Raw genomic sequence first — 15,155 nt, forward strand, 5'->3', positions numbered from 1 at the left:
ATTAGTGGGGAATATCCCCCGAGTTATTAAGTCGTCAACTTAACTGACTGAAAAACAACACAATTATTTTTGGCATGGCGATTGCTCCAGCGCACTTGTCGAGAATTGTTCCTTGTGAGCACCCAATGCGAGGTCCGTGATCATGTCCGGCATACCCCACGCTCATTACCTGATTAATCTGCTGTTGTTTTTCGCGCCCTTGTTTGGCATCGAGATGGCCGAGGCGGCCGCCCGTTGCGAACGCAATCTGGTGGCGAACGTCGTGGCGCTGGATCAGCCGCTGATGTTCAACCGCCTCGGCGCACAGAACGCCAACGGCATGATGTTCGCCCTGCGCCGCGACGTGGTCGACGACCACAACATGCCCCTCGCCCAAGGGGGCGCAGCGGTGCCGGGCAAAGTTTCGTTGCGGCCCGACAAACGTCCGCGTCCACTGGTGCTGCGTGTAGCGGCGGGTGATTGCCTGACGATCAATCTGCAGAATTTGCTGGCGTATCAGGCCAACCCCGGCAAGCACGAAGAGACCGACGTCGAGGGCGCAGAAGGGGGAGCAACCGGTAATGCCGATCAGTTCAAGGTCGATGAGCAAGTCACTGACCGCCATGTCGGCTTCCAGGTCAACGGCCTGCAAGCGGTCAACAGCATTGACGACATCGCGTCCTTCACCGGGCGCAATGCCAACACGCTGATTCCGCCCGGTGCCACGCGGTCCTACACCCTGTACGCCGAGCGTGAGGGCGCGTTTGCCGCCAGCAGCCGTGGCGCCACATTTGGGGGTGAAGGTGATGCGGGCAACGTTGCCAACGGCCTGTTCGGTGAAGTGGTGGTGGTGCCCAAAGGTGGCCGTACCTATCGCAACACCGTGACCGAAGAAGAGATGCGCCTGGCCAGCACCGGCCGCACCCCGGCCGGTCAGCCGATTGTCGATTACCAGGCGCGCTACCCGCAGCGCGAACCGTGGATCCGTGAAGGCAAGGCCGGCACCCCGATCATCAGCATGGTCGATGGCAGTGAAATCATCTCCAGCGAGAGCGACGCGATCGTGATGGGCAGTAACGCTGATGGCAGCTTCCCGCCCGCGACTTATCCGCTGGAAGCTATCGGCAAACGCAACCCGGCGCTGCCTAACCGGCTGGAGCCGTTCCGCGATTTCGCCTCGCAGTTCCAGGATGAAGTGGCTGCGACTCAGGCGTTCCCGGCGTATTGGGCTGACCCGGTGATGGCCCACGTGCTGGAGCCGACCCGCGACGCGTTCATGATCAACTACGGTTCCGGCGGCATGGGCGCCGAGGTGGTGGCCAACCGACTGGGTGTCGGGCCGATGCACGATTGCCTGTCCTGCGCCTATGAAGAATTTTTCCTCAGTTCCCACACCGTGGGGGACGTGGCAATGCTGGTGGATGTACCGGCCAACGTCGGCCTGGAAAACATTCGTCCGGGCGAAACGCCACGCGCCGATCAGGTCGGGGTCAAGGCGACCATGGCGCTGTATCCCTCCGAGCCGGCCAACGTCAACCACAGCTACATCGGTGACTTCGTCAAATTCCGCAACACCCACAACGGCCACGAGCAACACATCTTCCACTTGCACGGGCACCAATGGCTGTTCAACCCCAACGACGATAACTCCGACTACGTCGATGCCCAGGGCATCGGTCCGGGCGCCGGCTACACCTATGAAATCGCCAATGGGGGTTCGGGCAACCGCAACCGCGTGGCCGGCGATGCGATCTATCACTGCCACTTCTATCCGCACTTTGCCCAAGGCATGTGGAGCATGTGGCGGGTACACGATGTGTTCGAGGAAGGCACCAGACTCGAAGTCTCCCAACAGGGCAACGACGGTTATCACAGCGAACCTTACGCGTTGCGCAGCGGTAAACCGGCGGCGGGCGCACGGGCCTTGCCGGATGGCGAGATCATTGCCGGCACGCCGATTCCTGCGGTCGTGCCGCTGCCGGGCAAAGCCATGGCGCCGATGCCGGGCAAAGTCGCGGTCGTACCGAAGATCAGCGAAACCCTGGTGGCCGGTCATGACGATGACGACGAGGAGGGCGATGACGACGGCGAACATCACGGCGGTAGCGGTGGTGCCCAAGCCATCGGTTCCCTGGCCCTGGTGGATCGCAGTGAAGCCAACCGCAACGCTGACGGCAGCCTGAAAAACCCGGGCTATCCGTTCTGGATCGGTGGCATGGAAAGCTCGGTCGGCCAACGTCCACCAACTCCGCCGCTGGACATGCTCGACGCCGCCAAGGCGCAATCCCTGAAAACCAGTGGCAATGCCTTGTGGGCCAACCTCGATCCGGCGCAGTCCGGTGGCTGGGATGGCGGTCTGGGGCGGCACTCACTGGACGGGTTCTCATCGGGTGGTCAGGCGCACACCGTCACCACGTCGCTGGATTTCTCCAAGGAAGTGACCCGCGCCAAACCGATTTATATGCCCGAAGAGGGCACTGAAGTGGAACAGGCGGCCATGGCGTTCCACGCCCAAAAGGACCACCCGAGCTTCGCCGTGCTGCCGGGCAATCAAGTGGTGGCGCGCAACTTCCGCACCAACGGCGCGTTGCCGATGGCGGGTGCGCCGTACTACGAACCGTGCATGGATGATCGGCAAAAACGCCTGACCGCCAGCGCCGGCACCGGCGAGTTCAACAGCGGCGAACGGGTCGACGGGTTGTCGTTTACCGGTTCCTCGACCTTCACCGCCGACCGTCCGCGCATCTATAAGGCTGCGAACATCCAGTTCGACGCGGTGTACAACAAGGTCGGCTACCACTTCCCGCAAGCGCGCATCCTGGCGCTGTGGGAAGACGCCTGGCCGGTGATCACCAAACAGCGTCCGCCAGAACCGCTGGTGATGCGCATGAACACCTTCGACTGCGTGCAGTACCAGCAAACCAACCTGGTGCCGGCCATCTACGAGATGGATGACTATCAGGTGCGCACGCCGACCGACGTGATCGGTCAGCACATCCACCTGCCGAAATGGGACCTGACCGCCGCCGACGGCTCGGCCAACGGCTGGAACTATGAAGACGGCGTGCTTTCCCCCGGTGCCGTGCAAGAGCGCATCCACGCAATTCGTCTGTTCAACCAATGCGAAGGCACCGACCCGCGTGACGGCACACCGACTTGCCCGGTAGCCAAGCAGCATCCGTTCTTTGGTCAATATGGCCGGGCCGATTGGGTGGGCGCGCGCACAGCGATGCAGCGCTGGTTCGTCGATCCGGTGGTCAACAGCAAAGGCGTCGACCGTGGCCTGGGGACCATTTTCACCCACGACCACCTGGGCCCATCGACGCACCAACAGATCGGTCTGTACGCCACCGTGCTGGCAGAGCCGGCCGGTTCCACCTGGTTCCACGCCGAAACCGGCGAGCCGTTGTACAGCGGCGCGCGGCAGGACGGCGGGCCGACCTCGTGGCAGGCCGTGATTTCTACCGGTGACCTGGACGGCGACGGCAAGAACGACAGCTTCCGTGAGTTCTTCCTCGAATACAGCGACTTCCAGCACGCCTATGAAGCCGGTGTGTACGTGGGCGCCGGGCCGAATGGCGTGCCGGATGCGCAATCCTTCCCGGCCACCGCCGACAGCTTCCGTTATGCGATCAACCCGCCGGTGCGCAAGGAAGCCGCGACCCTGCTTGAACAGGTGGTTGAAGCCCGCGGCGGGCTGTCGCCGGGCTGCCCGAGCCGGCCTTGCCCGCAAGCCATCTCGGTGGATGACCCTGGCATGTTCGTGGTCAATTACCGCAACGAACCGCTGGCCCTGCGGGTGTATGACCCGAACAAGGTCGGCCCGGACGGCAAGCGCGGCATGCAGGCCGACGGCCTCGGTGGCGACCTGGCGTACGCCATGCAAAGCCGCACTGACCGGGCGATCCCGGCGATGAACCTGGCGCCCAACCTGGTCACTGCCGCCACCGGGCCCACCGGCGGCACCACGCTGTTCCCGCCACACATCAACAAGGGCGGCGCGGAACCGGGGGACCCGTTCACGCCGATGCTGCGCACCTACACCGGTGACAACGTGCGGCTGCGGGTGCATGCCGGCGGTCATGAAGAGGAGCACAACGTGACCCTGCACGGCGTGAAGTGGCTGCAAAGCGGTTCCGGTTTCGGCAACAGCTCCAACTCCGGCTGGCGCTCGTCGCAAATGATCGGGATCTCCGAGCAGATGGGCTTCATCGCGCCGGTCTCGATGTTGTCCAGTTCAGCGGCGATCACCGGGGATTACCTGTACTCGATGGACGCATCCCTGGAAGGTTACTGGAGCGGAATCTGGGGGGTGATGCGCAACTACACCGCGCAACGCAACGACCTGTTCGCGCTGCCGAACAACCCGAAACCGGCGGGCATGCGCAACACCGTGGCCTTCGATGGCGCCTGCCCACGGTATGGCGCCAACCCGAACGGCATCGGCACCCGGCCGACCGTGCAACGCAACTATGAAGTGGTCGCGGCGCTGGCCAACGACATCCTCGGCAATCCGCTTAACCTGTCCATGGCGGACCCGGCGGGCCTCGGCCAGCATGTCGGCGGCCCGTTGAATCCGGCGGGCGGTACGCTGGTGTACAACTCCCGCGCGGTGAGCATTCCACAGGTCACGGTAAACGATCCCCAGGATGGGACGACCTTCACCATCGGCGGGCAAAGCGGCCCGCTGCATGACCCGACCGCGATTCTGTACGTGCGCAAATCCGACCTCGACCCGGTCACTGGCAAGCTGAAACCCGGTGTGCCTGTCGAACCGCTGGTGCTGCGCGCGGCGGCCGGTGACTGCATCAACATCACCCTGGAAAACCGTTTGCCGAGCGTGATGCCGGACCTGGCCCAGACCGCTTCGGTGATGGGCATGGTCAAGCGTGACCGCAACGGTGGCGAAGGTTCGACCACCTTCAGCAACAACCTGATGCGGCCGTCCAGCACGGTGGGCTTGCACGCTCAACTGCTGGCGTACGACATCACCAAATCCGACGGCACCAACGTCGGCACCAACCCGATCCAGACCGTACCGCCACGTGTTGGCAACAGCGGTGCATACCCGACGCGTACTTATCAGTACTACGCCGGACACCTGGAGCGTGAAGGCAAGCCGATTACCCAACTGGGCCGCAGCGTCGACAACATCAACGCCACGGCGGTGGAGTTCGGCGGGCTGAATTTCACCCCGGCGGACGTGATCAAGCAGCCACAAAAAGGCCTCGGTGGCGCGATGAGCATCCTGCCGATCGGTGCCACCTGGGTTGAGGACGCGCGCAAGGTCAATGCGACAGTCACCGCGCCAGGGCAAACCACCTACCGCGACTTTGCGATGGTCTGGCAGAAGGCGCTCAACATGCGCTGGGCCAATGGCCGGCCGGTGGAAGGCATTGCCTCGGAAGCGGGTGTGCCGACCGATCCGCAGGACAACTCGAGCATGGCCATCAACTATAAAACCGAACCGATGTGGTACCGCTTCGGCCTGCCGCCGGACGCGCCGTTCGGTCACGCCGATGGCAACGGTTACGGCGACGTGCCCAACGCGCACATGGCCTACAGCAACGCGCTGGTGGGGGGCGATCCACAGACACCGGTGCTGTATGCCAAACCGGGGCAACCGTTCCGCACCCACATCCTGATGCCTACCGGTGGCAGCCGTGGTTCGACGTTCCAGCTGGACGGTCACGTCTGGTCGGTCAACCCGTTCCAGTCGGAGAAGAGCGACACCGGCGGTTACCCGATGATGACGCCGGGCGTGGGTTCGGTGCGGTTCGGCTACAACCCGATGTCGATGTACATCGGCGCCCACGAAAGCATCCTGCCGGCCGCGCACTTCAGCTTCATGCACCCGAGCGCCGGAGGCAGCAATGCGATACCGGGCGACTACCTGTTCCGTGACTACGCCGGCTACGGCAATACCGCCGGGCTGTGGGGGTTACTGCGGGTGACCAACGAACCTGAACCGGCACCGGCGCCGTAGACCGAGGGGATGGGAACGACATCAACCCTGTGGGAGCAAGCTCGCTCCCACAGGGGCTCGGTGGGGCAGTAATTGATCTGAAGGGGAGAGAGGGATGAACAGGACCATCAGAATCGCCAGTGGTGCGCTGGTTTTAGGCGTCGCGCTGATTAGCCTTGGCGTATGGCGCACCGTGCCGCCGAGCATGCTCAGCGAAGTCGCCTTGCCCAACACCTGGAGCGGCCAGAGTCTCTCCCGTGACGGGGTGTCGGTGGCGCTTGAGGTCAAGCCTTTGGCCAAGGACGGTGTACTGCGCGAAGGCGAGTTTGCCGACGTGCAGTTCCGGGTCAAGGACAGCACTTCGGGCCAGCCATTGTCTGGCGTCAACCCTGGCGCCTGGCTCGACCCCGAAACCGTTGCCGCCGACCAGGCCCAGGGCCGCGAGCAAAGCTGCAAATCCCGGGTCGGGGTGTTCCTCAAATCGAGCATTGGCGCGCGGCCGCTGCTGGATCTGAACAGCTACTTCCTGCTGGTGATGAACCGCGATGCCAGTGTTTCAGTGGTCGATCCGTCAGTGTCGGTGGGCGGCATCACCAGCACCATGGCCCGGATCGATCTAAAACAACCGCCGATGGATTGGGTCACCCCGAAGGACAACAAACGGGTGTTTTTGTCGATGCCAGCGGCGGGGGAAGTGGCGGTGATCGACAGCGAACAATTCAAATTGCTGGCGTCGGTGAGCGCCGGCAGCAACCCGGTGCGCGTGGCCCTGCAACCGGATGAGCGTCTGTTGTGGGTCGGCAACAACGCGTCAACCGCCGACGAGTCCGGCGTCACGGTCATCGACACCCGCAGCCTCAAGCCCCTCAAACACCTGGCCACCGGGGCCGGGCATCACGAAATCGCCTTCAGCAAGGACAGCCGCTTTGCCTTCGTCACCAACCGCGACGACGGCACCTTGACCATCATCGACATCGCCAGCCTGACCGTCAGCAAGCAACTCAAGACCGGCTCGCACCCACTGTCAGTGGCGTACTCGCCGCTGTCCCAGGCGGTGTACGTCGCCGATGGCCAGGACGGCACCGTGACCGTGGTCGACAGCGCCAGCCTGGCGGTGCGCCGGGTGATCAAGGCGAAGCAGGGCTTGGGGCCGATGGGCTTCAGCGCTGACGGTCGCTTCGGCATTGTGCTCAACACCCTGGAGAACCAGGCCTCGGTGATCGACGCCGCCACCGATTCGCTGATCCATGAACTGGACGTGTCGGCCGAGCCCTATCAAGTGGTGTTCACCAAGGCCTATGCCTATGTCCGCGGTCTGGCGTCGGCCAAGGTCACGATGATCAACCTGTCGTCGCTGGGCCAGGGACGTACGCCGATCAGCCAGGGTTTCGAAGCGGGGCCGCAAGCACCACGGCTGGCCGGTGATCTGCCGCTGGCGTCGAGCCTGGCGGTGTCGCGGGACGACAACGCGGTGTTCGTGGTCAACCCGGTGGACAACACCACTTACTTCTACGCCGAAGGCATGAACGCGCCGATGTCCGGGTACCCCAATCGCGGGCAAGTGGCGCGGGCGGCGATGGTCATCGACCGCAGTTTGCGCGAGGTCGAACCGGGGCTGTACAGCGCGCGGATCAAGTTGCCGTCGGCCGGGCGTTTCGACGTGGCGTTCCTGCTCAATCAACCGAACATTATTCATTGCTTCACTGCGTTGGTTGAGCCGGACCCATCAATCGCGCAACACCCCGGCGTGCCCCAAGTGGAATTCATGCTCGACAAGTCCACGGCCACCCTCGGCAGTCCTTATGTGGTGCGCTTTCGCATCGTCCAGGGCCAGCAGCAGACCCGGCGCAGCGGGGTCAAGGATGTTCAGGTGCGCTACTTCCGTGCGCCGACGTCACGGGTGCAGGAAGTCGCGGCCCTCGACGTGGGCAACGGTATCTATGAAGCCCCGGTGACCCTGGACCAGAACGGCGCGTGGTACTTGCACGTTCGTGCGGCGTCGCTGGGTGCGAATTTCGACGACAAGACCTTTGCCAGCGTCCGGGTTCTGCCCGGCACTGCGAACTGAAGAGGACACCGACATGAACCGCATCGCACACCGTGGATGGCTGACGTTCTGCCTGTTGGCGGCCGGTATCGGTCAGGCCCTGGCGCATTCGGCGGACGAGCACGCCGGGCACGACATGCCAGCCAAACCCGCCACGTCCGAAAGCGCACAGGTCAAGTTCGCCGACGTGGCACTCGTGGACCAGAACGGCAAATCAGTGCGCCTGGAAAAGGACCTGATCAGCAACAAAATCGTGGTCATGAGCTTCATCTACACCAGTTGCACCACGGTCTGCCCGGTGGTGTCCTCGATCATGGGCAAGGTGCAAAAACAACTCGGTGCTCGGGTCGGTGGCGAGGTGCAACTGGTGTCGATCAGCGTCGACCCGCAGCGCGACGATGCCAAACGCCTGAACGACTACGCCCGCAATTTCCAGAACGGTCCGGGCTGGAGCTGGCTCACCGGCAGTTCGCAGTCGATCACTGAAACCCTCAAGGGCCTGGGCTCGTTCAGTGGCGACTTCAAGAACCATCAGCCATTGATCCTCGTCGGCGATGGCAACAGCCGTCACTGGACGCGCTACTACGGCTTCACCGACCCGGCCGTCCTGACCCGTGAAGTCGAGAAGATCAGCGGCCAGCGCAATGCCCACGCCAAACACACCGCCATTGCGATGGAGCAACAGCCATGAGAGCGCTCGCCCTGATCCTCTTCACGATGTGCTTTTGCATTGTCAGCTTGATGGCGTTTGCCCACGAAGGGCACCAAGAACCCGCGCCGGCGGTGGCCGGCGCGCAACCGGCGACCGGCACGCACGATGCGAAAACCTGGTTCACCGACACGCCGTTGCAGGATCAGAACGGCGAAACCCTGCGCTTCTACAGTGACGCGCTGCAAAACCGCGTGGTGCTGCTGAACGTGATTTTCACACGCTGCAACGATGCCTGTCCGCTGATCACCCGCAAGCTCAAGGAAGTACGTGAGTTACTGGGCGACAAGGCCGATGGCATCACCTTTATCTCCCTTACCAGTGATCCGCTGCGCGACACGCCGGCGGTACTCAAGGCTTACACCTTGAAACAGGGCGTCGATGGACCCCACTGGTTTTTTCTTACCGGTGACAAGGCACAAATGGACCTTGTCCTGAGTCGTATCGGCCAGATCGTGCCGACCCCCGAACAGCATTCCACGCAGTTGATCGTCGGTGACGTGGCGAACAAGCGCTGGAGCAAAATCCGTCCCGATGCCCCGGCCGCCGCCATTGCTCAGCGCTTGCAGTTGCTGACCATGCCCGTGGCCGGTCGTTGAGCGCGCCATGAAAACGTCCCTGGTCCTCGGCCTGCTACTGCTCGGCGGCATGCATTGCACCGCCCACGCGTCAGCGCTCACCCCCAGCGAAAGTGCGGGCAAACGCCTGTACCGCGAGGGGCTGTCCGAGAGCGGTGAGCCGGTCATGGCCCGGGTTGGCGCGGCCGACATGATCTTGCCGGCCAGCAGCTTGCCGTGCGCCAACTGCCATGGCGCCGACGGTCAGGGGCGCCCGGAAGGCGGGGTGCGCCCGCCGGACATCAGTTGGTCGCGGCTCTCCAGCCGTTATGGCCAGGAGCAAGTCAACGGCCGTGACTATCCGGCCTACACCGAGGGCGCGTTGGCCCGAGCCATTGCCGAAGGTCGCGATTCGGCCAACAACCGACTCGATCCGGCGATGCCGCGGTTCGTGCTGTCGATGAAGGACCAGCGCAACCTCACGGCCTACCTCAAGCGTGTGGCCGATGACCGCGACCCCGGTTTGACCGCCGACAGTCTGCACCTGGGCACCTTGTTGCCCAGTCAGGGGCCGCTGGCCGATGAGGGCGCCACGGTGGCGGCGGTGCTCAAGGGCAGCGTGGAACGCATAAATCAGGCGGGCGGCATTCATGGTCGACAAGTGAATTTGACCATCCTCGACCCTGGCCCGGACCGCGCCAGTGCCGAGCGGGCACTGGAGCAACTGATCGAACAGGAACAAGTGTTCGCCCTGATCTCACCGCTGGCCCCGGCGCTGGATGTGGACCTGGCGGCGCGCCTGGAACAGGCCGGGATTCCGTTGATCGGGCCGCTCTCGTTACAAGGCATGGCGCAGGCCAGTCGGCAAATCTTTGAACCGTTGCCGGGGCTGCGCGAACAGTTGATCGCCCTGGCCGACTACGGTACCGCCAATTTGCGTGTGCTCAAGGGGCCGACGCTGATTACCTTTCCGGACGAACCGAGCCAGCGGCAGGCGGCGCAGGACCTCGGCCAATACTTGCAGGATCACGGCTGGCAAGAAGTGCGGTTGCAAGCCTACGACGAGGCACAAGACGAACTCCCGCTGGGCTCGCGCTCAGTGTTTTACCTGGGCAGTGGCAGAGGCTTCAGTCGTCTGGCCGAGCGTTTGCAAAAAGCGGGGCAGGTGCCTTACCTGTTCGCGGCCTCGAATCAGGTGGCCGGTGACGTGTTGCAAATGCCCAGCGGGTTTTCCCGACGATTGTTTTTGGCCTACCCGTTCGTGCCCAGCGACTGGACGCTGGCCGGGCGCCTGGCGCTGACGCAATTGCGCGAAAATCAGGGATTGGGCGGTCAGCACGCGGTGCTGCAAGTGGGTGCCTACAGCTCAATGCTGCTGCTGAGCGAAGGCATGAAGCAGGCCGGACGCGACGCCAGCCGCGAGAAGCTCATCAGTGCCCTGGAGGGCTTGCATGATTTCGAGACCGGGTTGACCCCGTTGATCAACTTTGGCCCTGGCCGCCGTCTGGGCTTGAGCGGTGCCCACGTCGTTACGGTGGACTTGCCCGACCAGCGCTTCTTTGTGGTTGCACCCTACAAACCCATTGCTGCCATGCCCTGACCGGAGGCCGATCATGAAACTCAACATTGCGCTGATGCTGCTGACACTGTGGGTCCCGGTCGCCTGGTGCAACAACGGCCCGGCCGCCGCGCGGGTCAATGGCGAGGAGATTTCCGAGTTTCGCCTGGAGCGCTATTTCGCCGAATTCCTCGAAGATCAGGGCAGGGCGGTGGGCAACATTCGCAGCCCCAAGGCTTATAAGCAGCTGCGGCAGAAAGCGCTGGACGCCTTGATCGACAAGGAGCTGTTGTGGCAAGAAGCCCTCAAGCGCGGCGTGGTGATCAGCGATGCCGACGTGCAACGCCAGGTTGACCAGACCCGACAAGCCATCGGCGGCCCCGAGGTGTTTGCCCGCCGGCTCCAGGACGCCGGTTTTGATGAAGCCAGTTTCACTGAATACACCCGCCGTGAACTGGCGGCCCAGCAAGTCTTTGCCGAACTCGTCCAGGCAGGGGGATCACCGGATGAAAAACAGGTCCGGGCGTTTTACGAAGAACACCGCGCCGACATGAGCCGGCCCGAAGAAATCCAGGCCCGGCACATCCTGGTCAAAGTGCCGCAAGGCGCCGATGCCGCCACAGTTGAAGCAGCGCGGCTACGCTTAGTAGAGATGCGCACGAAAATCAGCCAGGGCGAGGACTTTGCCAGTGTCGCCAAGGCCGGCTCCGAAGATGCGTCGGCCAGCGAAGGCGGGGACTTGGGCTATTTTCCTCGTGGGCGCATGCTGCCCGAGTTCGAAGTGGCGGCCTTCGCCCTGACGCCGGGGGCCGTCAGCGAACCGGTGCGTACGCCGTTGGGCTGGCATTTGATTTATCTCCAGAACCACTTGGAGGCAACCGATGTCTCAGAAACGCAGGGGCTTGAAATGGTCAGGGCTTACCTTGCCCGACAGCAACAGGCTCAAGCACGCCTGCAAGTCCTGGCGCAGCTTCGATCAAACAATCGAATCGAACGGATTGACGATGATTGAAGCTTCACCCCCAAATGTGGGGAAAGCTTCAGTGCAAATCCGGGCGCTTCCCCGTCTTTGGGGGACGGGGTTTGCGAGCGAAAAGGTTTTGTCATGGAAATCAACGCGATGTGTCGACCAAAAAGCGGCACTCAGTCTGGCATGAAGTGTGCGTTAGCCTAATTAAGGCGCGTACTCCCAGGCACGGATATCGGACCTGCGGTTTCAAGGAGTCCACCTTGTTGAACAAAATACTGGTTGTTGAAGACGAACAGCTGCTTGCACAAAACCTCCGGGATTATCTGGTGGCGCAAGGGCTGGATGTCCTGGTAGCGAACGACGGTGCGAAGGCCATCGGCGAAGCCGAAAAATTTGCACCCGATGTGATGGTGTTCGATTACCGCTTGCCCGATATGGAAGGCTTTGAGGTGCTCGATGCTGTCCGCCAGAACAGGAAGTGCCATTTTGTGCTGATTACCGGGCACCCCACCGCTGAAGTCTGTGAGCGGGCCCTGCAACTGGGAGTCAGCCATATCCTGTTCAAACCGTTTCCATTGGCGGAACTGGCCCGAGCAGTCTGTGACCTTTTAGGGATGGAGCGCGAACCCAAAACGGGCGTGAGCACCTCCGAAGGATTCGTCGAACGACGCCAGAGCAGGACCGAGAGTTTCCCGCTGCAGTTGTACGACGGGAGTTGGGTGCTTGCAGATCGCCGACGAAGTACATCGGCCTCCATGGCGCCAGACGACGAACAACTGCTCACCGGGGAGTAATTGGCGCGACCAGACGTTCCGGCACCCGCCGCGATGACTCGCCGCGCCGACAGGGCTCAAAGCCCCGGGCGTTGGAGAGCATGCCATGGACCGTCTATCCCTTGCCGTCGAACCGGCGTTGCTGGACTGTGTACCGTCTCGTTTTTCCAGTGAGCAACTGGCCCAGGCCCGGGCTCGAGCCACCAGTACCGGCGAACGGGTACTGGAAGCCCTCGGGGTGTTGTGCGAACTGGCTCCGATGCCCTTCATCCAGTGCCTCGGCACCACCCTGCATTATCCGGTGCTCGACACCGACAGCCTGTTCAAGGCCATCCCGGTATTTGACCGGGTCACCCTGGCCCAATGCCTCAAGCGCGAATTCATCCTGCTGCGTCACGAAGACGCGGTCATTGGCGTGTTTGCCGACCCCTTCGATACCTCGCGCCTGGCCTGGATCGACGACTGCCTGCACGGTGCGCCGCTGTACCTGGTGCATGCCGACGACCTGAAAGCCTACCTGGCGCGTCACGAAGAAAGCTTCCACGCGGTGGAATCGCTCAATGCCCAATCCGACACCGGCGTTGAAGTCGACAACCTGCAAAGCCTGTCCCTGACCAGCATCAGCGAAGACGCCAGCGTCGTCGTCAAACTGGTCAACTCGACCCTCTACGATGCCTTGAAAATGCACGCCAGTGACATCCACCTGGGCACCACCGGCAGCGGTCTGGTGATCAAGTACCGGATCGATGGCGTGCTCAACAACATCAGCAAAATCCAGGGCAGCGAGTTCGCCGAGCAGGTCATTTCTCGGGTCAAGGTCATGGCCGAACTGGACATCGGCGAAAAACGCGTGCCCCAGGACGGTCGCTTCAAGATCGGCATCAGCGGCCGGCAGATCGACTTCCGGGTGTCGATCATGCCGAGCATTTTCGGCGAAGACGCGGTGCTGCGGGTCCTCGACAAACAGGACCTGGCCGACAAAGTCAGTGGCGTGCAATTGCAGGCCCTGGGTTTTGAAGAGGAAACCCTGCGCCAACTGCGGCGCCTGGCCGCCGAACCCTACGGCATGGTGCTGGTGACCGGTCCGACCGGCAGCGGCAAAACCACCACGCTGTACGCGATGATCACCGAGATCAACCACGGCGTGGACAAGATCATCACCATCGAAGACCCGGTGGAATATCAACTGCCGGGCGTGCTGCAAATCCCGGTCAATGAAAAGAAAGGCCTGACCTTCGCCCGGGGTTTGCGCTCGATCCTGCGCCATGACCCGGACAAGATCATGGTCGGTGAAATCCGCGACCCGGACACCGCGCAAATCGCCGTGCAATCGGCACTCACCGGTCACCTGGTGTTCACCACCATCCACGCCAACAACGTGTTCGACGTGATCGGCCGTTTCACCCAGATGGAAATCGACCCCTACAGCCTGGTGTCGGCCCTCAACGCGGTGTTGGCGCAGCGGCTGATCCGCCTGGTCTGCGCCAGTTGCAGCGCGCCGGTCACCCCCACCGACGACGAATTGCTTGCCTCGGGCCTCGATCCCAAAGACGTCGGCCACTACCACTTTGTGCATGGCAAGGGCTGCGGCCACTGCCGGGGCACCGGGTATCGCGGGCGCAGTGCGATCGCCGAGCTGCTGCACCTGGACGACGAGCTGCGGCAAATGATTGTCGAGCGCCAACCCATTTCGAAGATCAAGGCCCACGCCTGTAAACGCGGCTTGCGGCTGTTGCGCGAGTCGGCCCTGGAACTGGTGCAACAGGGGCGTACCACGCTCGAGGAGATCAATCGTGTCACTTTTGTCTCGTGATCGGTATATCGCCGTGCTTGGCGCCAGCGGTGTCGGCCTCGGCCAACGCCGCGGCAGCGACACCCTGTGGCTGGGCAGCGTCGGCTTCATCGACGAAGGCTTCCACGCCTGGGCCGTCGCCCTCGAAACCCTCGACCGTTTGCTTGGCGAACACACGCAGGCCGGTGCGGAACTTTGCGTGGTGATCTCCGGGCACTTCAGCCGTTTCTGCCTGGTGCCCTGGAGCGAAGAAATCAGCAGCCCCGACGAACTGCTCGGCTTCGCCCAACTGTGCTTCGAAGACCTTTATGGCGTACCAACGCAGCCCTGGAGCATGGTGCTGTCGGCTGAGCCGGCGGGTTACGACCGGATCGCCACTGCACTGCCGCAAGACTTGCTGACGCGCCTGCGCAGTCTGGTCAGCGGTCGCGGCATGCGCCTGCGTTCGGTGCAGCCGTACCTGATGGCCGCGTTCAACCACTTCGACAAGAGCTTTGAGGGCGGCGACTTTCTGTTCGTCGTCGCCGAGCCGGTGCGCAGCGTGCTGCTGCTGGCACGGGAAGGGAAGTGGGCGGCGGTGCGTTCGGTGGGCAGCAGTGACAGCGATGCCGCACTGACCGCACTGATCGGCCGTGAAAGCCAATTGCAGGCCTCCACCAGCGAACGGCCGCTCAGCGTCTACCTGCACGCACCGGCGCGCATCGACTCGCATCCCGACGTGCCGGGCGTGCAGTTGCGCACCCTTGAAGAAGACCAGACAGCCGTACGCGACAGTTTGTACGTGATGTCTCGGGCGGTGGCCTGA

The 15,155-nt window shown here is 62.9% G+C and carries 9 protein-coding genes; all 9 read left to right on the forward strand.

The window, feature by feature from the left end; translation table 11 throughout:
• Positions 1–142: 142 nt before the first annotated feature.
• The 9 genes from mnxG (at position 143) to SB725_RS13185 (ending at position 15,155) form a co-directional block, all read left to right on the forward strand.
• Positions 143–5,965: a manganese-oxidizing multicopper oxidase MnxG gene (gene mnxG, locus SB725_RS13145; RefSeq protein ID WP_027921400.1), complete on the forward strand. Its 5,823-nt coding sequence runs from the start codon at positions 143–145 to the stop codon at positions 5,963–5,965.
• A 94-nt stretch (positions 5,966–6,059) separates the two neighbouring features.
• A complete protein-coding gene (locus SB725_RS13150; protein ID WP_410921894.1) occupies positions 6,060–8,012 on the forward strand; it encodes a YncE family protein in 1,953 nt (650 codons plus the stop codon).
• Between the two features lie 13 nt (positions 8,013–8,025).
• On the forward strand, positions 8,026–8,682 hold the full coding sequence (locus SB725_RS13155; RefSeq protein WP_027921398.1) for an SCO family protein: 657 nt from the start codon (positions 8,026–8,028) through the stop codon (positions 8,680–8,682).
• A complete protein-coding gene (locus SB725_RS13160; RefSeq protein ID WP_027921397.1) occupies positions 8,679–9,299 on the forward strand; it encodes an SCO family protein in 621 nt (206 codons plus the stop codon). Before SB725_RS13155 ends, SB725_RS13160 begins: the two co-directional genes overlap by 4 nt.
• Before the next feature lie 7 nt (positions 9,300–9,306).
• The gene (locus SB725_RS13165) at positions 9,307–10,857 is read left to right on the forward strand and encodes an ABC transporter substrate-binding protein (protein WP_027921396.1); all 1,551 of its coding nucleotides are present in this window, start codon (positions 9,307–9,309) and stop codon (positions 10,855–10,857) included.
• Positions 10,858–10,870: 13 nt separating this feature from the next.
• Entirely contained in the window at positions 10,871–11,827 is a 957-nt protein-coding gene (locus SB725_RS13170) for a peptidylprolyl isomerase (protein WP_410921895.1), read from the forward strand.
• A gap of 218 nt (positions 11,828–12,045) precedes the next feature.
• The gene (locus SB725_RS13175) at positions 12,046–12,579 is read left to right on the forward strand and encodes a response regulator (protein ID WP_027921394.1); all 534 of its coding nucleotides are present in this window, start codon (positions 12,046–12,048) and stop codon (positions 12,577–12,579) included.
• 85 nt (positions 12,580–12,664) lie between these two features.
• Positions 12,665–14,371: a GspE/PulE family protein gene (locus tag SB725_RS13180; protein ID WP_027921393.1), complete on the forward strand. Its 1,707-nt coding sequence runs from the start codon at positions 12,665–12,667 to the stop codon at positions 14,369–14,371.
• Positions 14,352–15,155, forward strand: coding sequence for a hypothetical protein (locus SB725_RS13185; RefSeq protein ID WP_027921392.1), 804 nt, complete (start codon positions 14,352–14,354; stop codon positions 15,153–15,155). The genes SB725_RS13180 and SB725_RS13185 overlap by 20 nt, the downstream gene beginning before the upstream one ends.

The sequence above is a fragment of the Pseudomonas sp. SIMBA_041 genome (assembly GCF_046535095.1).
Classification (GTDB): Bacteria; Pseudomonadota; Gammaproteobacteria; order Pseudomonadales; family Pseudomonadaceae; genus Aquipseudomonas; species Aquipseudomonas mucoides.

What these genes read in the sequence shown, in the direction of transcription:
- mnxG (WP_027921400.1), top strand. Translation starts at nt 143, where the DNA reads ATGTCCGGCATACCCCACGCTCATTACCTGATTAATCTGCTGTTGTTT.
- SB725_RS13150 (WP_410921894.1), top strand. Translation starts at nt 6,060, where the DNA reads ATGAACAGGACCATCAGAATCGCCAGTGGTGCGCTGGTTTTAGGCGTC.
- SB725_RS13155 (WP_027921398.1), top strand. Translation starts at nt 8,026, where the DNA reads ATGAACCGCATCGCACACCGTGGATGGCTGACGTTCTGCCTGTTGGCG.
- SB725_RS13160 (WP_027921397.1), top strand. Translation starts at nt 8,679, where the DNA reads ATGAGAGCGCTCGCCCTGATCCTCTTCACGATGTGCTTTTGCATTGTC.
- SB725_RS13165 (WP_027921396.1), top strand. Translation starts at nt 9,307, where the DNA reads ATGAAAACGTCCCTGGTCCTCGGCCTGCTACTGCTCGGCGGCATGCAT.
- SB725_RS13170 (WP_410921895.1), top strand. Translation starts at nt 10,871, where the DNA reads ATGAAACTCAACATTGCGCTGATGCTGCTGACACTGTGGGTCCCGGTC.
- SB725_RS13180 (WP_027921393.1), top strand. Translation starts at nt 12,665, where the DNA reads ATGGACCGTCTATCCCTTGCCGTCGAACCGGCGTTGCTGGACTGTGTA.